At 61.0% G+C, this 25218-nt stretch carries 23 protein-coding genes and 1 riboswitch; of the genes, 19 read left to right on the top strand and 4 right to left on the bottom strand.

Going from position 1 to position 25218, the window contains the following annotated elements:
- Positions 1–126 precede the first annotated feature (126 nt).
- Complete coding sequence (locus ACOQOQ_RS14235) at positions 127–1620, bottom strand: ferric reductase-like transmembrane domain-containing protein (protein WP_420567650.1); 1494 nt, start codon at positions 1618–1620, stop codon at positions 127–129.
- A 336-nt stretch (positions 1621–1956) separates the two neighbouring features.
- Here ACOQOQ_RS14235 and ACOQOQ_RS14240 point away from each other — a divergent pair, with 336 nt between their 5' ends.
- Positions 1957–2829, top strand: a complete 873-nt coding sequence (locus ACOQOQ_RS14240; RefSeq protein ID WP_420567651.1) for a cytochrome c3 family protein — start codon at positions 1957–1959, stop codon at positions 2827–2829.
- A gap of 157 nt (positions 2830–2986) precedes the next feature.
- On the opposite strand, the gene ACOQOQ_RS14245 is transcribed toward ACOQOQ_RS14240, so the two are convergent.
- From ACOQOQ_RS14245 to ACOQOQ_RS14255, 3 genes are all read right to left on the bottom strand, one after another.
- Positions 2987–4321 (bottom strand): cytochrome-c peroxidase, encoded by a 1335-nt coding sequence (locus ACOQOQ_RS14245; protein WP_420567652.1) that lies wholly within the window; start codon positions 4319–4321, stop codon positions 2987–2989.
- 41 nt (positions 4322–4362) lie between these two features.
- Positions 4363–6348 (bottom strand): CRTAC1 family protein, encoded by a 1986-nt coding sequence (locus ACOQOQ_RS14250; RefSeq protein WP_420567653.1) that lies wholly within the window; start codon positions 6346–6348, stop codon positions 4363–4365.
- A 179-nt stretch (positions 6349–6527) separates the two neighbouring features.
- The gene (locus ACOQOQ_RS14255; protein ID WP_420567654.1) at positions 6528–7805 is read right to left on the bottom strand and encodes a hypothetical protein; all 1278 of its coding nucleotides are present in this window, start codon (positions 7803–7805) and stop codon (positions 6528–6530) included.
- A 136-nt stretch (positions 7806–7941) separates the two neighbouring features.
- Between ACOQOQ_RS14255 and ACOQOQ_RS14260 the strand changes: the two genes are divergently transcribed.
- The 18 genes from ACOQOQ_RS14260 (at position 7942) to ACOQOQ_RS14345 (ending at position 25212) form a co-directional block, all read left to right on the top strand.
- Positions 7942–8970 carry an ATP-NAD kinase family protein gene (locus ACOQOQ_RS14260; RefSeq protein WP_420567655.1) on the top strand — a complete coding sequence of 343 codons (1029 nt, stop codon included), beginning with the start codon at positions 7942–7944 and terminating at the stop codon, positions 8968–8970.
- A 26-nt stretch (positions 8971–8996) separates the two neighbouring features.
- Positions 8997–9977, top strand: coding sequence for a thiamine pyrophosphate-dependent dehydrogenase E1 component subunit alpha (locus ACOQOQ_RS14265; RefSeq protein ID WP_420567656.1), 981 nt, complete (start codon positions 8997–8999; stop codon positions 9975–9977).
- 27 nt (positions 9978–10004) lie between these two features.
- Entirely contained in the window at positions 10005–11036 is a 1032-nt protein-coding gene (locus ACOQOQ_RS14270) for an alpha-ketoacid dehydrogenase subunit beta (protein ID WP_420567657.1), read from the top strand.
- Positions 11033–12133, top strand: a complete 1101-nt coding sequence (locus tag ACOQOQ_RS14275) for an acetoin dehydrogenase dihydrolipoyllysine-residue acetyltransferase subunit (protein WP_420567658.1) — start codon at positions 11033–11035, stop codon at positions 12131–12133. The genes ACOQOQ_RS14270 and ACOQOQ_RS14275 overlap by 4 nt, the downstream gene beginning before the upstream one ends.
- Positions 12134–12191: 58 nt before the next feature.
- Positions 12192–12524 carry a carboxymuconolactone decarboxylase family protein gene (locus ACOQOQ_RS14280; RefSeq protein WP_420567659.1) on the top strand — a complete coding sequence of 111 codons (333 nt, stop codon included), beginning with the start codon at positions 12192–12194 and terminating at the stop codon, positions 12522–12524.
- Positions 12525–12533: 9 nt separating this feature from the next.
- Positions 12534–13013 carry a redoxin family protein gene (locus tag ACOQOQ_RS14285; RefSeq protein WP_420567660.1) on the top strand — a complete coding sequence of 160 codons (480 nt, stop codon included), beginning with the start codon at positions 12534–12536 and terminating at the stop codon, positions 13011–13013.
- 206 nt (positions 13014–13219) lie between these two features.
- Positions 13220–14950 (top strand): sigma-54-dependent Fis family transcriptional regulator, encoded by a 1731-nt coding sequence (locus ACOQOQ_RS14290; RefSeq protein ID WP_420567661.1) that lies wholly within the window; start codon positions 13220–13222, stop codon positions 14948–14950.
- A 136-nt stretch (positions 14951–15086) separates the two neighbouring features.
- Positions 15087–16712: an ABC transporter substrate-binding protein gene (locus ACOQOQ_RS14295; protein WP_420567662.1), complete on the top strand. Its 1626-nt coding sequence runs from the start codon at positions 15087–15089 to the stop codon at positions 16710–16712.
- 77 nt (positions 16713–16789) lie between these two features.
- Positions 16790–17647, top strand: coding sequence for a carbohydrate ABC transporter permease (locus tag ACOQOQ_RS14300; protein WP_420567663.1), 858 nt, complete (start codon positions 16790–16792; stop codon positions 17645–17647).
- A complete protein-coding gene (locus ACOQOQ_RS14305) occupies positions 17644–18585 on the top strand; it encodes a carbohydrate ABC transporter permease (RefSeq protein WP_420567664.1) in 942 nt (313 codons plus the stop codon). The genes ACOQOQ_RS14300 and ACOQOQ_RS14305 overlap by 4 nt, the downstream gene beginning before the upstream one ends.
- Position 18586: 1 nt before the next feature.
- The gene (locus tag ACOQOQ_RS14310; RefSeq protein ID WP_420567665.1) at positions 18587–19705 is read left to right on the top strand and encodes an ABC transporter ATP-binding protein; all 1119 of its coding nucleotides are present in this window, start codon (positions 18587–18589) and stop codon (positions 19703–19705) included.
- Positions 19705–20766: an ABC transporter ATP-binding protein gene (locus ACOQOQ_RS14315; protein ID WP_420567666.1), complete on the top strand. Its 1062-nt coding sequence runs from the start codon at positions 19705–19707 to the stop codon at positions 20764–20766. Before ACOQOQ_RS14310 ends, ACOQOQ_RS14315 begins: the two co-directional genes overlap by 1 nt.
- A gap of 6 nt (positions 20767–20772) precedes the next feature.
- Positions 20773–20873, top strand: a riboswitch (TPP riboswitch).
- Positions 20874–20935: 62 nt separating this feature from the next.
- Complete coding sequence (gene thiD / locus ACOQOQ_RS14320) at positions 20936–21733, top strand: bifunctional hydroxymethylpyrimidine kinase/phosphomethylpyrimidine kinase (protein ID WP_420567667.1); 798 nt, start codon at positions 20936–20938, stop codon at positions 21731–21733.
- Positions 21730–22710 (top strand): FAD-dependent oxidoreductase, encoded by a 981-nt coding sequence (locus ACOQOQ_RS14325; protein WP_420567668.1) that lies wholly within the window; start codon positions 21730–21732, stop codon positions 22708–22710. Before thiD ends, ACOQOQ_RS14325 begins: the two co-directional genes overlap by 4 nt.
- The gene (thiS, locus tag ACOQOQ_RS14330) at positions 22694–22891 is read left to right on the top strand and encodes a sulfur carrier protein ThiS (protein WP_420567669.1); all 198 of its coding nucleotides are present in this window, start codon (positions 22694–22696) and stop codon (positions 22889–22891) included. Before ACOQOQ_RS14325 ends, thiS begins: the two co-directional genes overlap by 17 nt.
- A 1-nt stretch (position 22892) precedes the next feature.
- Entirely contained in the window at positions 22893–23666 is a 774-nt protein-coding gene (locus tag ACOQOQ_RS14335; protein WP_420567670.1) for a thiazole synthase, read from the top strand.
- A complete protein-coding gene (locus ACOQOQ_RS14340) occupies positions 23663–24259 on the top strand; it encodes a thiamine phosphate synthase (protein ID WP_420567671.1) in 597 nt (198 codons plus the stop codon). Before ACOQOQ_RS14335 ends, ACOQOQ_RS14340 begins: the two co-directional genes overlap by 4 nt.
- Positions 24238–25212, top strand: coding sequence for a ThiF family adenylyltransferase (locus ACOQOQ_RS14345; RefSeq protein ID WP_420567672.1), 975 nt, complete (start codon positions 24238–24240; stop codon positions 25210–25212). The genes ACOQOQ_RS14340 and ACOQOQ_RS14345 overlap by 22 nt, the downstream gene beginning before the upstream one ends.
- Positions 25213–25218 lie beyond the last annotated feature (6 nt).

The following is a 25218-nucleotide window of genomic DNA, read 5'->3' on the forward strand; positions in this document are numbered from 1 at the left end:
TTGATCAAGATCGCCATGCGCAAAGTCGTGTTTATGTTGGCCAAAGAAAGAGTTGACCTTCACCAGAAAGCGATAAGCCCCAAATCGAATGTCTTGGAAGCTGCACGTGAATACCCCTGCCCTGCGTCACAGCGCGAGCACCAGATCCTCGATCATGATGAGGACAAAGCCCGCGATGCCGACCGCAAGCCCGAGCGCCAGAAGCATGAAACGCCGCTGCATCCGACGGTCAAGCCGCGAGGCGCCGGCTGAATAGTCGAACCGTTCGTATTTGATCCGGTCCATCGGCATTCCAAGGTCGATCAGGCCGTCCGCGACCGCTGTGATCATCGGGCCCGGTCCGCAAATAAGCGCGACCGTGCGCTGCCGGTCGAGGCCTTCCAGCATATTCGATAGCCTGTCCCGATCCAGCATACCTGTCTCGCCCGTCCAGCCTTGGCCCGGCGTCTCGCTTAGCAGAAGTGTCCGAAGATCAAGCGTTGCTCCGGCCGCCGAGATCTCGTCAATGCAGGCAAAGTTCTCGGGTGCGCCGGCGGCGTAGGCCAGCCTTACGGGATGCCGATACCCGCGTGCCACCAGATCACGCAGAAGCCCCATGATCGGCGCGATGCCCACACCGCCAGCAATCAGCAGGACAGCGTCGTCGGCGTGATTTTCGATGATAAAATGGCCATAGGGCCCGTCGATCCCGATCAACGTGCCTGGGGACAGTTCGTCGATGCGGTTGGTGAAATCGCCCGCTTCTTTGACGATCAGGCTCAGGCCCGGACGTGCGGGGTTATCTGCGATGGAAAACGGATGGTCGAACAACGGAAAGCGCCGCGCTCCTTCCGTCATCCAGACGAACTGACCTGCGCGGTAGCCAAGCGGTGGAGTTCTTGGCCCTGGCTGGATATCGAGCTCCCACGTCCGGTCGGCCAGTTTGCTGACAGACACAAGCCGCCAAGGCCGCAAATGCAATCGCGCCCAGCGCCAGCCATAGAGGACGGCAATGACGCCCGCGGCAGCGATACCCAAAGCCCACCAATAGCCATTGAGAAACCCTGCGGCGCTGAAACGGCCCACGGTGACCGCATGGTGCAGCCCAGCGCCAAGCGCCACGGCCGCAAGCACCAGATGGGCGCCGCGCCATATCTCGTAGCGCAGCGGAAGACGACGGCGGAAGCCCGCGCTCAGGACAAGCAGGATCAGCGCCGAAGCCGCGATGACACCGCCGCGGTAGTGCGGCAGCGTGAGATAGGCCCAGAGCCTCTCGTACCCAAGCGCGGGCTCGGCCAGAAAGGTCGGGACGACATAGACCACCGGATGAAGCACAAGGGCCAGCAGGACCCACCAGGCGGCAGTCTTGTGAAAGGCCATGACATGATCGATCCCAATTTTCCCGGAAACGATTTGGAAACGCCCTGACGTCACGAACTGCACGGCCAGCGTGGCCAGACCGACAAGCCCAAGACCAGCCGCGAAAAGGTCCCAAGCGACCGATGGCGCGACGCTGCGCGTTGATGCCAGCACAAGCGGCGCGATACAGATCGCGAGATAAGAAACCGTCACAACGCCCGCTGGCGGGCGCGGCATCTGGCGCGCATTCGCCGTTTCGGTTCCCGTCCGTGCGTTCTGCATAGGGCTGCTCCTTGGTGGCCTCACACGATTCGTTCTCTCGCTACGTGGTCCGTGTCAATGATCTGGGTTAAGGTCGTCCGGCCAGTATGTGAAACATTTGCCCCCGTATCTTGTGTGAGGGAGACCGTCATGACCATAGCCCGCTTGCTCTTTCAACTCGCGGCGTCCGTGATTGTGGCCGCCAGCCCGCTTGCCGCCCAAGAGTCCGACCTCACACAGACCACCGAAGCGTGGCTCGAAGGGCCGCACAGCGATTATAATTCACCGTCATTTACCCACTGGAACGAGGACGGAGAGGTTCCGCAAGCCTGCGCCGCCTGTCATTCCGAGACGGGCATGCTTGACTGGCTTGGCGCCGACAAAAGCGCACCCCTGACGGTAGAACATCCCGGCACGATCAACACCGTGATCGGCTGCGCCTCGTGCCATGTTTCCCAGGCCGAGGCCCTTGACGCCGTTCCGTTCGTCTCTGGTGTGACGGTTGATGGTCTGGGCGCCTCTGCGACCTGCACGATGTGCCATCAGGGCCGTGCTTCGACGGATACCGTTCTTTCCGCAACCGGCGGGATGGATCTTGATACCGTGTCGCCTGATCTTGGCTTCATCAACGTTCATTACGGCGTGGCCGCCGCCATGATGCATGGCGCCGACGTGCGGGGCGGTTTCCAGTATCCGAACCTTGCCTATGCCGGGCGCTTTACCCATGTGCCTCGCGCGGGCACCTGTGTCGCCTGCCACGATCCGCACACGACCGAGGTCAAGAGCGAGGGATGCTTTGCTTGTCACCAGGGCGTCAACAAGATCACCGCCATCCGCACGCGTCACGCAGACTTCAACGGCGACGGCACGTCCAGCGGGGGTATCATCACCGAGATCGACGGCCTGCACGCCATCCTGGGTGATGCGATCACCACATATGCCCGCAAGATTGCTGATGCGCCAATCGGCTATGCTGCGGATCGGTATCCCTACTTCTTCAACGACAGCGACAATGACGGAAGCATTGGACCCGATGAGGCCATTTTTCCGAACCGGTACGCGACATGGACCCCGCGACTGCTGATGGCTGCCTATAATTACCAGGTCGTCGCCAAGGATGGCGGAGCATGGGCGCACAACCCGGCCTACGCCCTCCAACTGCTTCACGACAGCATCGCAAGCCTTGAGGAGCGGATCGAGATCGACCACGGGCGATTGCTTCGTCCGTGACGTTTCTTAAGCGTCAGCGACGTGATGTGAAAAGTGTCCGCCGGATCAACTGCCCCCCCTTACCGATTAACGGGAAACTTGGGGCAAGGCGCTGGCAAATGAGCAGCGCCAGATCACAGAAGGGATCGAAATCCTCGGCGTCGACACTCGAACAGTCCTAATCTACCGGTAAGCCGCTGGGCACTGTATCAGGCCGACCCATCGGGCGGTCCAACGCGGTTTCCCCGGTCAAGGCATTCAGGAAGGCCACGATGTCGGCGATTTCGGCATCGGTCGCAGGTGGAAGCTCGATATCGATTTTGGATAGGATCCGGTCGTTCTCGGCCGTGTTTTCGCGCAAGGCGAAATCCCCCGAGGCAAGCCATGGAACCGGCGGCAGCTGGGCCATTTCGGTCTGCCAGTTGGTATTGCTTTGCCGCGGGTTGAAGTGGTGGCGCACCATCGCCTCAAGCGTCGGCATCGCCCCGTTATGGCCATAAGGCGCGGTCAACGCGACATTGCGCAAAAATGGCACACGAAACCTGTAGGCGTCTTCCATATCGTCGGACACAGCCATGCGGCCAACATCGCGTGGGATCGGGTCGTTCAACGGTGTAAGGCCCGGACCAAAGGTCGGCAGCCCCAACGCCATGAAGCTTTGGTTCGACAAAAGCGGACCTGCATGACAATCCGAGCAGCCGATTTTGCCGTAAAACAGCTCCATCCCGCGTTTTTGTGGCTCACTCAAAGCGGTTTCGTCACCGCTAAGGTATTTGTCGAACGGGCTGTCAAAGTTGCGAAACTCGGTGCCTTCAAAGGCGGCAATGGCGTTGGCGATATGAACAATCGTGATGTCTTCGGCGTTGCTCACATCGTCAAAGGCGTCAATGAACATCGGCACATAGGCGTCGATGCCACGCACACGGTCGGCGACAAGCGGCCAGACATAATGCGGAGCATCATAGGCGGCCCCGCCGATAGCGTTTTCATACGGCTGCCCCGCCATCTCGATTTCCGAGGTGATCGGGAAAAGCGCCTGTGCCGCCATGGCGGAATTCAGCCCCTCGGGCAAAAAGATCCACGCAGGGGTTCTGAACCCGTTGCCGAAATCGTCCGAGACCTCGACCCGGCCATCATGGAACATGAACTGGATGTCCCTGTGCCCCAGGTTCCAAAGCGCAGGCGCGTTCCGTGGCACACGCTCCTCGATCTGGTCGGCGCCCGTCCCCCCGGTGCGCTTAATTCCCAGCCCGGTTCCGCCCTCGCCGATACCAAGGCTGACACCGTCGGCGCTGTTGAAATCGTGGTGGTGACAGGTGGCACAGGCGATATTCTGATTGCCTGACAGGATCTTGTCGTAAAACAGCAACTGACCCAGTTTGACCTGCGCCTGATCGAACTGAATGAAATCATTCAGTGTCAACGGATCCGGCAAATCGTCCAGCGCCAAGGCCGGTGTTGCCAGCATCAAAGAAAGCAGAGACGCAATAAACTTATGTCGAGCGTGTTTCACCTGATCGTTCCCATGAATGTGCTCCAGAGGGTCATTTGCCGCTATTCGCGCGCAATAAGATAGCTGGCGCCAGCCGCCAGCGGGCCGGTGATGTCGGTTTGGCCTCCGTCGGGCCAATGAACGGTAAGCCCGGTGATTTCGCGCGCATCCCCAAGGCCGAAATGCGCGACCGGCGCATCGAAGGACATGAACCCGCCGCCCGACTGCAGCTCGCGCATCATTGTCGTGCCGTCAGGCAATTCAGCGACCAAACGCGCGCCCACCCCGTGACTGTTGCCGTGCTTGTCGCGCAATTCAAACGCGATGGCATTGCCGGTCTGCGATCCATTCACAAACAACGACAATGGCCCGTTCACAGTGTGCGTCAGGATATCCAAGTCGCCATCATGGTCCATGTCAAAGGCGACCGCAGACGCTGTCATCAAGTAGTCGTCCAAACCGAACGAAAAGGTCTCGGCGGCAAAGGTTCCATCACCGTTGTTTCGGAAGAACAGGTTCGTCGGGCTTACCTCGTTCGGAACCCAGGTGCCATTGACGATATAGACATCCTGCCAGCCGTCATTGTCGAAATCCGCGATCTTGGTGTCCCAGGACCAGCCTCCGATCTCAAGCCCGGCGTCGCGGGCGGTATCAACATAAGCGTCGCCTTGCATGTTCAACAGAACATTGGTCCGCATGATCTGCCGGATCGTGGTGTCAAAAACCTCCATCAACGGAGACGTAAAGGTTTTGAAGTGGATGTCGCAGAGGGCGCGGGTTGTCTTCTGCTCGACCGGGATCAAGGCACAGATCGAGGGGTCCTGCTTTTGGATCGCAAGGTCCTTGACCAGCATCGCCTTGCATTCGGTCTGCAATGTCCCTGTCAGTTGCTGACATTTTTCGGAATAGCTGGGGTCGAACCGGTTGCCGGATTTGTACCAACCCTTGATCTCCATGTTGCGGATGCAAAGCGCCTTGGTCTCGGCGTGCTGGATACCATCGCAGTACTGCGAAAGGGGTTGCATCTTAAGCCGCTCGGACACGCGCGAGGATCGCCCGGCGATCTGCGCAAAGTAAATCTCGGGCGGGCCGCCGTCATTGTGCAGGTCCGCAGTCTTGATGGCCATGGTGGTGTTGGTGGTGTGCGGGATCAGCTTGTCATCCCGTGTCACAGCGGTAAAGCCACCTTTACCATCGCCAAGATACACGTAGTCCGGCAATTCGAAATCGTTGCCAATCAGCAGATCGGCGGTGCCGTTCAAATCAATATCGCTGAACAGCGTAACAAGCGTTTCACCCGGCAGCCCTGGAAGATCTGCGAAATGGCTGCCATCCATGACCCCATTATCGTTGAAAATCAGCCGGTTGCGCGACTCTTCACCGGGAATGCGCCGGTACCAGCCCGCCGCCCAGTTGCCAAGCGCTGCGTCAAGATCGCCATCGCGATCGACATCGGCAAAACTCATCGAGATCGAAAGCATCGCATCATCGCGGTTGGCCACTGGTATCGGGTTGGCCATATCGAACTCACCTTGCCGGTTCAGAACAACGAAGTTGCCGTCCAGATAGGTGGTAAGAAAGAGGTCAAGCCAACCATCATTGTCGATATCGACCAACGCGGCATTGAACACATCCAGATCGCCGACCGGGCCCAGGTTACCCTGCCAGCGGGCAAAATGGCCCGCGCCGTCGTTTTCATAGATGTAAACGCCCCGCTCGGTCGACGCGATTGCCAGGTCAAGATCGCCGTCATCATCAATGTCACCGGTCGAAACGCTGCGCCCCTCCCAGAACGGCGGCCACATGTCCTTGATCGAAAACTCAAGCGGTTTGTCGATGCCATGGGTCCAGCCCTCGACGCGAGAAAAGACTGTTTCGTGGGCCGGTGAACGAGCGGCAAAGGGGCGCGAGGTGACGGTGACCACGCGATCTGACACGATTTCCTCGGCCTCAACCGCCGTAGGGCCGGCGCCAAAAATTGAAACGGTGACAAGTATCAGGGCATGGACAGGGCCCAGATGGGCTCTGTGAAAGAAATTTCGGGCCATCAATTCTCCCCTGGCGCTCTCTACTCAAATCCGGAGAGGCAACTGCATGCTATCGGTAATGCCGCAACCATTTGTCAATCAGGTTTGGATTTCAACCGAAAATTCCTGTCGTATGGCGCATACGGGCGCGATCACCCCGTGCGATCCCAAGCTGTTGCAATGGCGGACAGCAAGCGTTTTTAACGTTTGCGTCGCCCCTGAGCATTGGGGATCTCCATCAAGCCGCGATACTTGGCAACGGTCCGTCGCGAGACCGAAAGGTTCAGCCGCGCCAGTTGTTCGCACAGGTCCTGATCAGACAAAGGCGCACCTTTATCCTCGGTCTTGATCAGTAGGGACAGACGGCGCAACACGTGGTCGCGGGTTTTCTGTCCCGCCCCGTCATTCAGGGGCCGCACCAGCAAATCAGTCGCTGCAAAAACCCCGTTCGGCCCATCGATCAGGCAATTGTTCAGGGCGCGGCTGACCGTGCTTTTGTTCAGACCCAGCGCCTCTGCCAGGCTGCCCATGGTCAACGGGCACCGATCCAAAGCGCGCCCGGTGCGCAGGTATTTCTCTTGCACTTCGGCCATGTGCCGACCCAAGCGTAACAGCGTGTTCGCGCGTTTTTGCATCGCCACGACAAAGGACCCTGCCCCACGATAGCAATCGCGATAATAAGCCAGCGCCTCGACATCTGTTTCGGTGGTTTTCACCGCGCTGAACAGTGCATCATCCGTCAGCATATCGGGCAATGCCGCAGGGTTCAGCGCGACTTCAACCCCGTCTTGCGTAGGCCGCATGATCAGGTCGGGGGCGCGGGCCTCGGTGGCCAGATCGGGGGGAGGAGACAACGGCGCTGGCGTCAGGGCGCGGATGTCTGACAGCATATCGGCCGCGTCCTCTGCATCAACTTCACACAGCGCGCAAATCGCGGGGATATCCTGCGTGGCGACAAGATCCAACCGACCTAAAAGCTGTGCAATCAGAGGGTCATAGAGGTTTTTTGCCCGCAGCTGAGCGGCAAAGCTGTCGGCCAGGCCCCAGGCGAAAATTCCGGCGGGCTCCACCGCTTCTTGCAGTTTAGCGACGACCGCATGCAGGGCGCCGGGCTGCGTATTCAGATAGCCACACATCTCTTCTGGTGGGTCCTCGAAAAATCCGCGCGGGTCCAGACAATGCACCAGTTCCTCGGCCAGTTGTTGTTGTCCTGTACCCCAGCGCACCAAACCGATCTGGCGGATCAAGTCATCAGACACGCTCTGGGCCGCAGCAACATCCGGTGCCGTCTGGTCGGGCGCTGCCCCCCCGCCTGAGGGCGCAGCAGGCACAGGTTTCAGGAACGGATTGCGGCGGGTTTCTTCCTCGACCGCGCGCACCACCTCGTCCGCGCCCATCTGCAACAGCGATAGCGAGCTGCGCATATGCTGCGTCAGCGCCATCTTCTGCCGGATCGTCTGAGTCTGGGTCTGCTTCATGACGTGCCGCCTCTCCCCAAGCGACGCATATATACTGAGCCAGCCCTTCCCGTTCCGTCAAATTGGCCCTTGGTCGCAGACCCCGATCCTGTTGGCACGATCGTTGCTTGTCAATCCGCCAAAGGGAGTGAGAAACGTGACCAAAGTCGGGATCATCGCCAATCCGGTATCTGCGCGGGACATCCGCCGCATTGTATCTCATGCAGGGAACCTGCCCATCAACGACCGCGCTAACATCGTTCTGCGGATGTTGACGGGGCTTGCCACGGCTGGTGTGGACGAAGTGCTGATCATGCCGGAAAACGGCGGCATCCGCACCCAGCTAATGCGCACCATCACCCGCGAGACCAATATGGGCGGGCTGCGTTTCCCCAAGATCACTTATCTGGACATGCCTGTTACCTGCACCGCTGACGACAGCGCCCTTGCCGCGCGCAAGATGCACAAGGCCGGTGTTGGCGCCATCGTCGTTCTGGGCGGGGATGGCACCAACCGCGTGGTGGTACAGAACTGCGGGAACACGCCAATCTCGGGCGTGTCCACCGGCACCAACAACGCATTTCCAGAACTGCGCGAGCCGACGATCACAGGTCTGGCCGTGGGGCTGGCTGTCACCGGGCAGGTGCCGCATGAGTTTGGCTTTTCGGACAACAAGATCCTTGAGGTAAAGGTCAACGATCAGCGCGAGATCGCGCTGGTTGACGTCGCCGTGGTGGCCGAGCGGTTTATCGGCGCGCGGGCGATCTGGAAAACCGCCAACTTCCGCGATCTGTATACCACCTTCGGCCTGCCCGAGGGCATTGGCATGTCCTCGATCGTCGGATTGCTGGCCCCGCTGGACCGAGAGACCCCCGAGGGCCGCCACGTTCATCTGCTGCCGCCTGAACAGGCCCGCGTACAGATCGTGGCCCCCATTGCCCCCGGCCTGATCGAAAAAGTCGGTGTCGGCACAGTCGAGGCAATGCAGCCCGGCGCGGTTTTCCTGCCCAGCGTTTCTGCCGGATCGATCGCGGTGGACGGCGAACGCGAGCTTACTTTCTCGGAAATCGACGATGTCAGCATCCGCCTGCTGACCGACGCATTCCGCACCATCAACGTGCCCGCGTGCATGGCCTATGCGGCCAAGCGCGGGCTTCTAACCCGCGAGGCGGCGACCGCCTCGTGACGCTCTGAAAACCAAGGGAGGACATAATGAGCAACCCGTTCCCACTTAAGAAAGATGGGCTTTTGGAAGCCTATCGCCGCATGAAGACGATCCGCGAATTCGAAGAGCGTCTGCATGTCGATTTTGGCCGCGGGGACATCCCCGGCTTTGTGCACCTTTATGCGGGCGAAGAGGCCGCAGGTGTCGGCATCATGATGCATCTGGAAGACCATGATCGCATCGCCTCGACCCACCGTGGCCACGGCCACTGCATTGCCAAGGGCGTCGACGTCAAAGGCATGATGGCCGAGATCTACGGCAAATCCACCGGCTCTTGTGCTGGTAAGGGCGGCTCGATGCACATCGCTGATCTGTCCAAGGGCATGATGGGTGCCAACGGCATCCTGGGCGCTGGCGCACCGCTGGTTTGCGGCGCTGCACTGGCCGCACAGAAACTGGGCCACGACGGCGTCGGCATCACCTTCTTCGGTGACGGTGCCTCGAACCAGGGCACGGTCCTGGAATCGATGAACCTGGCCGCTATCTGGAACCTGCCCGCGATCTTTGTCGTGGAAAACAACGGCTATGCGGAATCGACCTCGGTGGACTACGCCGTGGCCTCGGACAGCTATGTGGACCGCGCGACCGGCTTTGGCATGCCCGGCATCACCGTTGACGGCACCGATTTCTTCGCCGTCTACGAAGCCGCCGGCGAGGTCGTCAAACGTGCCCGCGAAGGCGCTGGCCCGACCCTGCTGGAATGCAAGATGATCCGCTTCTTCGGCCACTTCGAAGGCGACGCGCAGACCTATCGCGCGCCCGGCGAAAACGAAGACAACCGCAAGAACCGCGACTGTCTGAAGATCTTCCGCGCCAAGGTGACCGAGGCCGGTGTACTGACCGATGCCGAACTGGACGCCATCGACGCAGAGGTTCTGCAACTGATCGAGGAAGCCGTGGAAGAGGCCAAGGCCGCCCCGCTGCCCGCCCCCGAAGAACTGACCACGGACGTGTACGTGTCCTACTGACACGACTGAAAAGAAAGGAGAATTATCATGGCACGTACATTGAGCATGAAAGACGCGATCAACGAGGCACTGGACCAGGAAATGTCCCGCGACCCCACGGTGATCATGATGGGCGAAGACATTGTCGGCGGTGCCGGCGCTGCGGGCGAAGACGACGCCTGGGGCGGTGTTCTGGGGGTCTCGAAAGGGCTCTATGCCAAGCACCCCAAGCAGATGATCGACACGCCTCTGTCCGAAAGCGCCTATGTCGGCGCGGCGATTGGCGCTGCAACCTGCGGCCTGCGTCCCGTGGCCGAGCTGATGTTCATCGACTTCATGGGCGTCTGTCTGGACCAGATCTATAACCAGGCGGCTAAGTTCCGCTATATGTTCGGCGGCAAGGCGGAAACCCCTGTCGTGATCCGCGCCATGTGTGGCGCTGGGTTCCGCGCGGCGGCTCAACACAGCCAGATGCTGACCCCGATGCTGACCCATATCCCCGGCATCAAGGTCGTCTGCCCCTCGAACGCCTATGACACCAAGGGGCTGCTGATCCAGGCGATCCGCGACAATGATCCGGTGATCTTCCTGGAGCACAAGAACCTCTATGCGTCCGAATGCGACGTCCCCGAGGAACCTTATGCCATCCCGTTCGGCGAGGCGAACATCGCCCGCGAAGGCAGCGACGTGACCATCGTGACCTATGGTCTGATGGTGGCGAACTCGCTGACAGCAGCCGAAACGCTGAAGAAAGAGGGCATCGATGTCGAGGTGATCGACCTGCGGACCCTGTCGCCCATCGACATGGACACCGTGATCGAAAGCGTCGAGGAAACCGGCCGTCTGGTCTGTGTGGACGAGGCAAACCCGCGCTGCTCGATCGCATCGGACGTCTCGTCGGTGGTGGCTCAGGATGCGTTTGGTGCACTGAAGGCGCCGATCGAAATGGTGACCGCGCCCCACGCGCCGGTGCCGTTCAGCCCGTCTCTGGAAGACCTGTACATCCCCTCGCCTGACCGCATCGCTGACGCCGTGCGCAGGACGATGGGCGCAGGCCAGGCTGGGGTGGCCGCACAATGAGCGACCTGATCACCCCAATCCTCATGCCAAAATGGGGGCTTTCGATGGCCGAAGGCACCCTGGCGGCATGGCATGTCGAGGAAGGCACCCAGATCAATCCCGGTGATGAGATCATGGATGTCGAAACCGACAAGATCGCAAATGTCGTGGAGGCCGCCGATGGTGGCCTCTTGCGGCGGCGCGTCGGCGACGCGGGCGAAGTCTATCCGGTGCGCGCCTTGCTGGGGGTTCTGGCCCCCGAAGAGGTCAGCGACGCCGAGATCGACGCCTATATCGAGGCCTACGTTTTGCCCGTGGTCGAAGAGGACGAAGACACCGGCCCGACCTACGAGTTCGCGGACCTGCCGATTGGCAAGATCCGCTATGCCGAGCGCCCCGGTGAAGGCACGCCCATCATCCTGATCCATGGCTTCGGCGGGGATCTGGACAACTGGCTGTTCAACATCGACGCACTGGCAGAACACGCGCCCGTCTATGCGCTGGACCTGCCCGGACACGGCCAATCGGTGAAAACCGTGGATCAGCCTGATCTGGACAAACTGGTCGCGACGATCATCGACTTCATGGATCACTTGAAGATCGACACGGCGCATCTGGTGGGTCACTCGAAAGGCGGGCTCGTATCCGGTCAAACGGCGATCAGCCATCCGGGGCGCGTGTCGTCCCTGACGCTGATCTGTTCGGCCGGCCTGGGCACCGAAATCAACGCCGATTACATCGACGGTTTCGTCTCGGCCGCCAGCCGCAAAGAGCTGAAGCCCAAGCTGCATCACCTGTTTGCCGACAAGAGCCTGGTGAACCGCTCGATGGTGGATGATCTGCTAAAATACAAGCGGATCGACGGCGTGCAGGCCTATCTGGAAGCGCTCAAAGCCGCCCTGTTCGATGACGGGCAGCAAGCGGTCAGCGTGGCCAGCGGTCTGGAAGCGATGGACCTGCCGATCCTGGTGATCTGGGGGGCCGAGGATGCTGTCATCCCCGTCGCCCACGCAAAGGCCATCACTGGCGCCGATGTCGTCGTGATCGACGATGCGGGCCACATGGTTCAGATGGAAAATGCGAACCGGGTCAATGAGTTAATCAAAGCGCGACTCTGACCCGCATGGTGCGCCCGCGCTCCCGTACGGGCGCACCAATTATGAATTCGAGGACCCAATGACTACTGCAAAACAAAAACTGGCCGAGGCCAACGGCCGTCTGATGAACCTGTTCAAGGCCGATCAGAAAACCATGCTGGCCTTCAAATCGCTTAGCGATTCCGCCGTGCGCGAGGGCAACGTGTCCACCGCGATGAAAGAGCTGATCGCCGTGGCTATCGCTGCTGCGCGTGGCTGTGATGATTGCATCGTCTACCACGTCGAAGAGGCCAAGAAACACGGCGCCGACCGCGAAACTCTGCTAGAAGTCATCGCTGTCACCATCGAAATGTCTGGTGGCCCCGGCGCGGTCTATGCCGCCAAGGCGCTGGACGCCTTTGATAACCTGTAGGGGACGGATATGAGCGCGAACACATCCATCCCCGCAACACCGGTTCAGGAACTGGTCGATGGCGACGTTGTTCAGGTCGACCTGAATGCCCTTAGCCAAGGCCGCAAACTGCTGCTTATCGCGGTGCCCGGCGCCTTTACCCCGCCCTGCGGCGAGGTCCACGTACCCGGATACCTGGCTCAGGCCGACGCGTTGAAGGCCAAGGGAGCAGATGAAATACTGGTTGTCGCCCCCAATGATTTCTTCGTCATGAAGGCTTGGTCGGACCAGATGAACCCTGACGGGAAGCTGCGGTTCCTGGCTGATGGCAGCGGTGGTTTCACCAAGGCCATGGGACAGGATTTGGATCTTACGGACATGGGTCTGGGCGTCCGCACCGAGCGCTACGCCGCCGTACTGTCGGACGGTCAAATCACTGATCTTTGGGTCGAACCTGTCGCGACCGAAGTGACAATTTCGGGCGCCGAGGCGGTACTGTCCCACCTGTAAGCCACCTCGTTTGACCCTCAATGGGGCAATCCGGCGCGACCGGATTGCCCCAAGGTCAACCTGAAGTATATATCGACTAAAGTACCTATAAAAATAAGGCCATTTCTCACAGAAATGCTTGGTGAAACCGCGCGGATGGACTAGGCTTGCACAGCTGGAAAACCGGTGGAACCCCGGATTGCCGCTACTTTGGGAGGAGTGCAGCAATGGCCGTCGCAGGCGCTTTCGCGCAACACGTACAAGAAATCGTCACCGCCGCCGAGGGAGGGACCACAGGTCGCGATCCCGGTGTGGTTCAATCCTGGCTTAGATGCCTGAACGATTACAACCTTGACCCCGAACACAAGGGCGAGGCGCGTATCGTTCCCGAATATGTCCTCAAGGAACACCAACAAGAAGCCGAAGACCTTCTGTCGATCGCTCGCTTTGGTATGGAAGATCTTTATCGCCGCGTGAATTCAATGGGTTACGTCCTGTTGTTAACGGACGCAAAAGGCGTGACCGTTGACTTTATCGGCGATGAAAAGGTCGATCACGAGCTGAAACGCGCGGGGCTGTATATCGGTTCGGAATGGAGCGAGAAGAACGCCGGAACCTGCGGTGTGGGCGCCTGCCTGACCTCGGGCGAGGCGATCACCATCCATCAGACCGACCACTTCGATATGGCCCATACACCGCTCAGCTGTACCGCCGCACCGATCTATAATCCGTCTGGCGTTTTACAGGGCGTTCTGGACGTGTCGCTGCTGATGTCACCCACAGAAAAATACAGTCAGGCGCTGACACTGGAGGTGGTGAAATCCTGCGTGCGTCGGATCGAGCTGGCCAACCTCATGGCCTCGCGCAAAAGCGACTGGATCTTGCGCCTGAACAGCTCGTCCGAGTTTCTGGGCGTCGATCCCAACTGCGCCGTATCGATCGCCGATGACGGCACGATCTCGGGGCTGACACACGGGGCTTACCGGATGATCGCGCAGACCTTGGGCGTGGACTGGAAGGCCCCTGGATCGCTGGTTGGCCGCAATTTCGAGGACGTTTTCGAGTTTGATTTCAACGACCTGCCCTGCCTGATCGGAGCCAGCACCCCCGGCGAGCAAGCGTTGGAAACGCGCGACGGGCAGATCCTGTTTGCCGACGTTCAAGCGCCCGTGGCCCCGGTGAAACACGCGAACTCGACTCGCCTGCCCGCCCCGCTGGCCCGCGTACACGGGGGCGACAGCCGGATGGAACGGCTGACAACACGGGCCGCACGTGTGGTGGACAAACAGATCAGCATCATCCTCGAGGGCGAAACCGGTGTGGGCAAGGAATTCGTGGCCCAGGCCCTGCACGAGGCCCGCAAGAAAAAGGGGCCCTTCGTGGCTATCAACTGCGCCGCCCTGCCCGAGGCCCTGATCGAAAGCGAGCTTTTCGGCTATGCGCCCAACTCGTTCACCGGGGCCCACGCCAAGGGGAAGAAGGGCCTGATCGAACAGGCCAATGGCGGCACCGTTTTCCTGGACGAGATCGGCGACATGCCCCTGGTTCTGCAGGCCCGTTTGCTGCGCGTTCTGGCCGAGCACGAGGTCATGGCCGTGGGCGCCACCAAGCCCGTTCCGGTGGACATCCGGGTGATCTCGGCCTCGCACCGGAATCTAAAGGAACTGGTCGACAAGGGCCAGTTCCGGCAGGACTTGTACTACCGTCTGAACGGCGTCGTGTTATCCATCCCTGCCCTGCGCGACCGCGAGGACAAAAGCTGGATCATCCGGCAGATCGCGGCGCTTGTCTCCGAAGATCAGCCGCTGCGTTTCAGCAAGGAAGCCGAGGCCGCGCTGTGCGCCTATGACTGGCCCGGCAACGTGCGCGAGATGATCAACGTATTCGAGCTGTGCGTCGCCCTGTGCGAAAGCGGCGTGGTCGAGCTTGAGGACTTGCCGGACAACATTCTGGGCTGATCCCCGCCCAGCGCGATGACTCCAAGGCCGCCCCGATTTGGGGCGGTTTTTCTTTTGTATTCAGCCTTCTGATCCACATGGCACGGTCGTTGCTTATTCCAAGCGGGCACCAAAACTGCCCACATGGGAGGAAAATATGACCAAGACCAACCTGGGCCAAAGCCCAACGCGACGCGAGTTTCTGAAATCCACCACCGCAGCGGCGGCTGCAACCGGCTTGGGAGGGCTGGGATCATTCATCGCCGCACCGGCCTTTGCCAACGCATATGCGGCCGGGATGACCGGCGGGCCGACCGGCTTCGACGGGGCCGAACGTTTCCAGTACAACAACACCATGTCCGAAGGCCGCGCCATTGAAGGCATCAAGGCGCTTCAGGCAGCGGGCAAGGCGCCCAAGAAAATCTCGATGCTGCTGACGGACGGCGCCATCGGCCAGATCACCAAACCCTTCCCCGAAGGCGCGCCCTCGGCCAAAGAGGTTTGGGAACGTGAAACCGGGATCGAAATCGACATCATTGGCGCCCCCGCCGAGGACATCTTTAAGAAGGTGATGCAGGACGTCACCACCGGTGACGGCTCGTTCGATATCTATACCGGCCCGTGGAATTCCACCGGCGATCTGGTGTCGTCGGGCGGCGCGGCCAATTGCTCGGATTTCGTGGCCAAGTACCAGCCCGACTGGGGTGATCCCGAACGCGGCACCCCCACCCCCGAGATGGAAAAGCTGCTGTATACCTATGCAGACGATTACTATTCCTTCTCGCTGGATGGCGATTTCCAGACCTGGTTCTACCTGAAAGGCATCTACGAGCGTGAAGACGTTCAAGAAGCCTTCATGAAGGAAACCGGCCACGCGCTGACTGTCCCGGACACCTGGGACGAGGTTGACCGGATCTCGAAGTTCTTCACCGGCAAGGATTTCGGCAATGGCACCATGTATGGCAACGGCAACCTGATGAGCCCGTTCTGGGGTCTGGCCACGTTCTATGCGCGCTTTGCCTCGATGGATTTCCCGAACTACCACTTCTTTGACGAAGACGGGAACCCGAACCTGAACAGCGATCTGGGTATTCAATGCGCCGAAGAGCACGTACGCTCGTTCGAATGGTGCCCGCCGGATGCGCTGACCTTCACCTGGGCCGAGGCCTATGCCAGCATGTGGAACCTGCAGATCCCGCACACCGCGATCTATACCAACCTGGTGAAATTCGGGGATGGCTATAATGCCGATGGCACCGCCAAATCCAAGGCCACGGGCATGATCGACAGCCACCTGCCGGTGGGCCGCCGCTATGGCGACAAGATCAACCGCCGCTCGGTGCTGTACTATCACATCACGGCTTGGATCTCGTCCAAGTCCGAACACCCCGAGGCCGTGTACCTGTTCCTGCAATGGCTCAGCTCGACCCGGACCTATACCTGGATGGCCGGCAACCCCGGCGGGTACTTCGATCCGATGCAGCAGGCCAACTTCAAGGAACCGCTGGTCGCCTCGACCTACCACCCCTATGCGATGGAGACCATTCCCGCGACCATCGCCCGCTCGGTCCCGTCGATCAACTTCGCCGGCCAAACCGCGCTGGACAATGCACTGGACGAAGAAATCCAGGCCGCAATCACCGGGCAGAAGACCGCCCGCGAGGCCATGGACGGCGCCCAGCGCAAATGGGAGCGGATCATCAAACGGCAAAAGCGCAATGGCATCATCGACGCCATCAAAGCAAGCCGTACGACCTGGCCCACCATCGTCGATCCGGCCTGATCCAAACCCAAACCCCGCCGGACCAGCGCCTCCTCGCTGGTCCGGCCCCCTGAACATTCAACATGGGAGGGAGTCCGGTGAAGACGTCCCCAAGCGCCCTGGCGCTGAAATATTTCTTTGTCCTTCTGGCCAGTGCGGTCGTACTGTATCCGCTGCTGTGGATGGTCACGATGGCCTTCAAGCCATACCCGGAATGGACAACGGTATCGGGGCTGACCTGGTTCCCGAAGAATCCCACGCTGCAAAACTTTGAGTTCATATTCTTCGGCCAGGCCGAAGGATTGGTTGTCAGCCTGGACCGCACCATCGTAAGCCCGTTGATCGCAAGCCTTGTCACCAGCATTTGTGGCACGCTGCTTGCCGTGGTCACCGGCACCCTGTCATCCTACGCGGTGGTGCGGTTCGGGTTGGCGCAATCGCTGCCCCTGTCGGTTTTGCAATTGCGCCTGTTCCCGCCTCTGGCGGTGATGATCCCCGTCATGGTGATGTGGGCCTTTATTGGCGCCGTTGACACCTGGTGGGGGCTGTCGCTGATCTATGGGATCGTGACGCTGCCCTTTGCCTTCTGGCTGATGAAAACCTTCTTCGAGGAGGTCCCGGTTGAGATCGAGGATGCCGCCCGCGTGTCCGGCTGTTCCTACTGGCGCGTGTTCTATCGCATCACCCTGCCGATCGTGAAACCCGGCCTTGCGACCTGCGCGCTGTTCGTCTTCATCCTGAACTGGTCGGACTACCTTCTGGCCCTGCTGTTGACGCAGAAGGAATGGGTCACCCTGCCCGTCTATATGGCGACGCTGACCTCGGCCATGGGAGGCCAGATGTACGGGATGAAAGCCGCCCTGGGCGTCATTGCCGCCATCCCCCCCGTCGTCTTTGGCCTGATGATCCAGAAACACCTTGTCCGCGGCCTGACCTTCGGAGCACTGAAACAATGACCGATACCAAGCTTAACACCCCCGCTCCCTCCTCCAAGCGCCAAGGCTATTGGGCGCAGGTGGCCCGAGATGGCAACAAAATGGGCTTCTGGTTCGTTCTGCCCGCCTTGCTGCTGCTTCTGTTCATCGTGGTCTTTCCGCTGCTCATGCAGCTGTACCTGTCCATCACCTGGTGGACCCCGCTGGAAGGGATCGCCTGGTACCGCGCCTGGGAGGTCTTTAACTGGGGCGAAAACTATTGGTTCCTGCTGACCGACAGCCGCCTGTGGGGTGCCCTGTGGCGCACCGTGGTGATCATGGGCATCGCCGTTCCGATCCAGTTCTTTCTGGGCATGGCGCTGGCCTATCTGTTCGTGGACAATTTCGCAGGGCGCAAGATCTTCTACTCGATCATGCTGACACCGATGATGGTGGTCCCCGCCGTGGTTGGCCTGATGTTTTTCCTGCTGTTCCAGGGCACCGGGCCGGTCAATGACCACCTTGGCCTGCCTACGGATTTCTCGTGGCTGACGGATGTGAACCGCGCGATGATCTCGGTCATCATTGCCGATATCTGGCAGTGGACGCCCCTTATGTTCCTGATCCTGTTGGCCGGGATGCTGGGGGTGCCGTCCGATCAGTTGCTGGCCGCGCGCCTTTTGGGCGGATCGAACTGGCAGAACTTTATCAAGATCGTTCTGCCGCGCATGAAAACCGTGATCATCATCGCCCTGGTGCTGCGCGCTGTTGAATGCTTCAAGATCTTCGACCTGATCTTCATCATGACCAAGGGCGGACCCGGTGTTCAAACCGAAACCATCTCGCTCTTCCTCTACAAGCAAACCTTTGGCGAGCTGGAATGGGCCTATGTGGCCGCGATCGGCCTGACCATCCTGTTTGTCCTGAGCGTCATCGCAGCAAAAGGCCTGTCCTACATGGCCAAGAAGAACGGAGGCTAACATGTCATCCATCCAAATCAACAACGTCACCAAGCGCTTTGGCGACTTCACCGCCGTCGACAACATCAGCCTGGATATCCAGGAAGGCGAGTTCGTCGCGCTGCTTGGCCCCTCGGGCTGCGGCAAGACCACTACGATGAACATGATCGCCGGACTAGAGGACGTGACCGAAGGGTCGATCCTGTTCGACGGACAGGACCTGTCCGGCACCAAGATCCAGGACCGCAACATCGGCTTCGTGTTCCAGAACTATGCGATCTTCACGCATCTGACGGTCTACAAGAACCTGTCCTATGGGCTGGAGGTCAAGAAGGTCCCCAAGCCCGAGATCGACCGCCGTGTCCGCGCCATGGCCGACCGGATGAGCATCACGCATCGTCTGGATCAGCCCGCCTCCAGCCTGTCGGTCAACGAGATGCAGAAACTGGCGATCGGCCGCTCGGCCATCGTCGAGCCGCGGATTTTCCTGCTGGACGAGCCGCTGTCCAACCTCGACGCCGGGTTCCGCGCCTATATGCGGGCCGAGCTGAAAGTGCTGCAACACGAGTTCGGCCAGACGATGATCTATGTCACCCATGACCAGATCGAGGCCATGAGCCTGGCCGACAAGATCGCCATCATCGATCAGGGCAAGCTGATGCAATACGGCACCCCGCTGGAGATTTACAACAACCCGGCGAACCGCTTTGTGGCCAATTTCGTCGGCAGCCCGCGCATGAACCTGATCGACGGGGAATTGCGCGACGAGGCCGGCAAGCTGAAACTGATGGTGCATGGAGGGGCAGAAATCCCTCTGACCGGGAAAATCCGTCAGGACTTTACCGGTGATGCCAAAGTGCACAGCGGCTCGTTCGGTATTCGCCCGCAGGATATCTACTTTGGGCAGCGCCGCTCGTCCGAGGACATCGAGCTGCACGGCGTCGTCGAGGTTCTGGAACGCGTCGGTCCCAAGCGTCTGGCCTATCTGCAAGTGCTGGAAACCATGTTCCTGGCCTTTGACGATCAGGATCAGCTGCAACTGGGGGCCGAGGTTCCGTTCTTCCTGCCGCCGCAGAAAAGCATGGCCTTCGACCTGCAATCGGGCCGCCGTCTGGGCGACCAATTCCAAGGAGTGAACTGATGAACGCCATCGAGATCAAGAACGCCACCAAGTCCTATCCGGGCTTTGATCTGGGCCCGATCAACATGACCATACGTCAAGGGGAATTTTTCGGGATTTTTGGCCCTCCGTCCACGGGCAAGACCTCGATCCTGAAATTGATCCTTGGATTGCTGGATCCCGATGACGGCCAGGTGGTCCTGTCGGGCCGCGACGGGGCCGATCTGGACGTGGCTGAACGCGACATTTCCATGGTGTTCCAGAACCTTGCGCTGTTTCCCCACATGACAGGGCGCGAGAACATTATCTTTCCGCTGACCGAACGCGGTGCGCCCGAGGCCGAGATTGCCGAACGTCTGGATTTCGTGTCCGAGGTGCTGCATGTCAGCCATATCCTGCACAAAAACCCCTCGCAGATGTCGGGCGGGGAACGTCAGCGGATCGCGCTTGGCCGCGCTTTTGCCGCCGACAGCCGCGCCATGCTGCTTGACGAACCCATTGCGGCACTGGACGCCCGTCTGCGCGAGGAAATGCGAGTCGAGCTGAAGCGCCTGCAACGCGAGAACAACCAGACCTTCGTCTATGTCAGCCACGACGAAGAAGAGGTCATGGCGATCTCGGACCGGGTGGCGGTTGTGATTGACGGACAGATCGCCCAGATCGGCACGCCGGATGACGTGTACAGCCGCCCCAACGCGCTGGCCGTAGCGCAGGTGATCGGCTCGCCGCCGATGAACCTGTTTCATGGCCGTTTCTCGGCGGATGGATCACGGTTCGAAAGCACTTCGCCCCAGCTTAGCTGCCCCCTGGACCAAGCGGTGCAACAGGGCGGCGAAGGCACCCTGGGCATCCGCCCCGAGGATATCTGGCTGAATGCTGACGCTCAGGATTTCAGTGTCGCCGTCACCGTCAGCTCGATCGAGCCGTTGGGCGGTTACACCATCGTCAACGTGATGCTGGGCAACCAGATCCTCAAGGTCCGTGCCCCCGGTCAGACCGACCTGGCACCGGGCGACACGGTGCAGGCTTCGTTCGATCAACGGCGCTTGCATCTGTTTGACGCCGACGGTCAGCGCCTGTAGGCTGACCGCATTCTGTTGGGGTGCCCTTTGCGGGGCTGAGATGCGCAAGCGAACCCATTGAACCTGAACCGGTTAGGACCGGCGGAGGGAACAGTACCTCGGATCCATCTGACATCCGGGGACCATTCTCTTCCTTTTCGGTCCTGACCACGCACCTAAGGAAGATACAGTGGCCCCAATTGCCCTGACCATAGCCGGATCGGATAGCGGCGGCGGCGCCGGTATCCAGGCAGATCTGAAGACATTCTCGGCGCTTGGCGTTTATGGCGCCAGCGTCATCACCGCCATCACCGCGCAGAACACCCGCGATGTCACCGCCGTGCATCCCGTGCCGATTGACGTGGTCGAGGCGCAGATCGATGCGGTGCTGGGCGATCTGGACGTCAAGGCGATCAAGATCGGGATGCTGGGCACGCCTGACCTGATCCGGGCCGTGGCCGCACGATTGCATGGCTTTGACGGCCCCATCGTGCTGGACCCGGTGATGGTCGCCAAATCCGGCGCCACTCTGCTGGCGGACGAGGCGCTCGAGGCCCTGCGCACCCATCTTTTGCCGCTGGCCACAGTGCTGACCCCCAACATCCCCGAGGCTGCCAAACTGTTGGACCAGCCCGAGGAACTGACGGCCTGCGGGCTGCAACGTCAGGGCCAGGCGCTGTTCGACATGGGTCCCGGCGCGGTGCTGATGAAGGGCGGGCACGGGCTGGGCGCTGTATGTACCGATTGGCTGATCTCTGCTGCAGGTGCACAGGCACTGAAGGCGGACCGGATCACCACCAAGAACACCCACGGCACCGGCTGCACCCTGTCCTCGGCCATTGCGGCAGGGCTGGCGCGGGGCAAATCGCTGGAAACCGCCGTGCATGCCGCCCATGGCTGGCTGCATCAGGCGATTTTGCACGCGGATGATCTGAGCGTGGGGCATGGTCACGGCCCGGTGCATCACTTTCACGGGGTCTGGGCATGAGCACCGAATTCACCATTCTGGGCGCAGGCGTCGCCGGCCTGTGCGTCGCATCCGAGCTCAGCAAACGCGGCGCCTCGGTCACCATGATCGACCCCTATGGCGGCCCCGGCCCGCATGGCTGTTCATGGTGGGCGGGCGGCATGCTGGCCCCCGATTGCGAGGGCGAGACTGCCGAACCTGCTGTCGTCGCCCATGGCCGCAACGCCGCCGCGTGGTGGCAGGATCAGGGGGTTCAGGTCACCTATAACGGCTCGGTCGTGGTGGCCCTGTCGCGCGACACGGCTGAGTTGCAACGCTTTCAACGCCGCACGGAAAATCACGTCACGCTGGATCGCGCCGGTCTGACCGAACTGGAACCTCAGCTGGCTGAACGGTTTGGCACCGCCCTGCACATGACGGCCGAGGGCCACGTGACCCCGCGCCTTGCCCTGACCCACCTGCGCGATCAGCTTGAGGCGCGCGGCGTCCATGTCCAATCGCAAGGCACACCCAGCGGTCAGGTGATCGACTGCCGCGGTCTGGCCGCCAAGGACGCCCTGCCCGATTTGCGCGGAGTAAAAGGCGAGATGGTGATCCTGCACGCCCCCGACGTGTCGCTGGACCGGCCCGTGCGTCTGCTGCATCCGCGCTTTCCGCTGTATATCGTGCCGCGCGGTGACGGTGTGTTCATGCTGGGCGCGACCCAGATCGAAAGCGGTGAACGCTCTCGTGCCACGGTGCGCTCGGTAATGGAGCTGCTATCCGCGGCCTATGCCCTGACCCCCGCCTTTGGCGAGGCCGAGATCCTGGAAACAGGCGTTGATGCGCGCCCCGCCTTTCCTGACAACATGCCCCGTATCCGCAAGAAAAACGGGGTGGTTTACGTGAACGGCCTGTTCCGCCACGGCTATCTTCTGGCGCCCGCGCTCGCGGTGATGCTGGCCGATTGGCAGCTGGACGGCAAACTTCCGGAGATTTGGCATGAAGATCACGATTAACGGCGAAAAAACCGAAGTTGCGGCCACGAATATGGCCGATCTGCTGGTCGAACTGGGCCATGCAGGCGCCAAGCTGGCCACCGCCCTGAACGAGGATTTCGTCCCCACCACCGCCCGCGCCGACACCCCGCTGGAAGCCGGGGATCGCGTGGAAATCGTCGCCCCGCGACAAGGAGGATAACATGCCCACATTCTACGGAACCACGATCCAATCGCCCATGATGCTGGGCACGGCGCAGTACCCCTCGCCCGCCATTCTGGCCGATGCCTTCCGCCGCTCGGGCGCAGGGATCGCCACGGTATCGGTCCGGCGCGAGGCTGGCGGCGACCGCGCCGGTCAGGATTTCTGGCAACTGATCAAAGACTTGGACGTCGCCGTTCTGCCCAACACCGCTGGCTGCCATTCCGTGCGCGAGGCCGTGACCACCGCCCAGATGGCGCGCGAGCTGTTCGACACGCCCTGGATCAAGCTCGAGGTGATCGGCCATGCCGACACCCTGCAACCCGATCCGTTCGGACTGGTCGAGGCAGCGAAAATCCTGACCGACGATGGGTTTCAGGTCTTCCCCTATTGCACCGAGGATCTGGTTCTGTGTGACCGCCTGCTGGAAGCCGGGTGCCAGGTTCTGATGCCCTGGGGCGCACCCATCGGCACCGGGTTGGGGCTGAACAACAAATACGGGCTGCGCAGCCTGCGCGCGCATTACCCGGACGTGCCCCTGGTGATTGATGCGGGCCTTGGCCTGCCCAGCCAGGCGGCCCACGCGATGGAGATGGGCTTTGACGCAGTGCTGCTGAACACCGCCGTTGCCAAGGCGGGTGATCCCGCGGCGATGGCCGAGGCATTCGGGCGTGCGGTGGACGCTGGTCGGCTGGCATACGAGGCCGATCCGATGACCCCGCGCGACATGGCCGCGCCCTCGACCCCCGTTTTGGGAAAGGCGTTCCTGGCATGAGCTTGCATCCCTTCTATCCGATCTTTGACGACGTCAAATGGCTGCACCGGATGCTGCCCTTGGGCGTGAAACTGGTACAGCTGCGGATCAAGAATCAGCCCCTGGACGGGGTGCGCACCCAACTGGCCGAGGCGCGCGATTTGTGCGCGCAACATGGGGCCACACTGGTGGTGAATGATTATTGGCAACTGGCGATCGAGCTGGGCTGCGACTGGCTGCATCTGGGCCAAGAGGATCTGGACGAAGCTGACGTTGACGCGATCCGCGCAGCGGGCCTGAAACTGGGCATTTCCACCCATGACCGGGCCGAGCTGGACCGCGCGCTTGCCCTGAACCCCGACTATGTCGCGCTTGGCCCTGTCTATCCGACGATCCTGAAGAAAATGAAATGGCACCAGCAGGGGCTGGAAAAGCTGACCGAGTGGAAACAGATCATCGGCGATATCCCCCTGATCGCCATCGGCGGCATGTCGGTGGACCGCGCCCAAGGCGCTTTTGATGCTGGCGCGGACGTGGTTTCGGCCGTGACCGACATCACCCTGAATGACGCCCCCGAGGATCGCGTCCGTGAATGGCTGAGGGCAACATCTTGAGCCGCTATGCCCGACAGATCGCCGTTATTGGCCCAGATGGGCACGACGCCCTGCGCCGCGCCCGTGTGCTGGTGATCGGTGCGGGCGGCTTGGGTGCGCCGGCGCTGCAATACCTTGTTGGCGCTGGCGTGGGCCATATCCGTCTGGTCGATCCTGATCGGGTCGAGCTCAGCAATCTGCACCGCCAGACCCTGTTTCGCGCGGGCGACATCGGCCAACCCAAGGCGCTGGCCGCCGCGGCGCATCTGCGGCAGTTGAATGCCGACAGCCGGGTCGAGGCGCTTGTTACCGCCTTTGACCCCGAAAGCGCGGCCGATCTGTGCGATGGCATGAACCTGGTGCTGGACTGCGCCGACAGTTTCGCCGCCTCATACGTGGCCTCGGACCATTGCCTTGGCGCGGGCATCCCGCTGATCAGCGCCTCGGTTGTGGGAACCGAGGGCTATTGCGGCGGATTTTGCGGCGGCGCGCCCTCGTTGCGGGCGGTGTTCCCCGATCTGCCCGCCCGGCTGGGCAGCTGCGATGCGGATGGGGTGATGGGCGCCTCGGTCGGGGTGATCGGCAGCCTGCAGGTACAGATGGCCATGTCCGTTCTGACCGGCGACCGCACCCCGATGGGCAAGCTCGTCAGCTATGACGCCACTGCCTTGCGCTTTGGCGGTTTCCGCTTTGACAAGGCCGAAGAGCCGCCCATGGGCCATAGCTTCATCGCCGCCCGTGACATTACCCAAACCGATTTTCTGGTGGACCTGCGCGCCGCGGACGAGCCCGGCCCCGCCCTGCGCGGTGCCACCCGCCACGAGGTGAGCGATTTCGACCACCTGACCCCCAATGCAGAACGTATCGTTCTGGCCTGCCGCTCGGGTCTGCGTGCCTGGCAGGCTGCGGAACGGCTTAGACAAAACTGGGACGGAAACATCGCGCTGATCGCCCTTGGCGACAGCACCGACTAAACAGGA

The organism is Thalassovita sp., from assembly GCF_965218685.1.
Classification (GTDB): Bacteria; Pseudomonadota; Alphaproteobacteria; order Rhodobacterales; family Rhodobacteraceae; genus Thalassobius.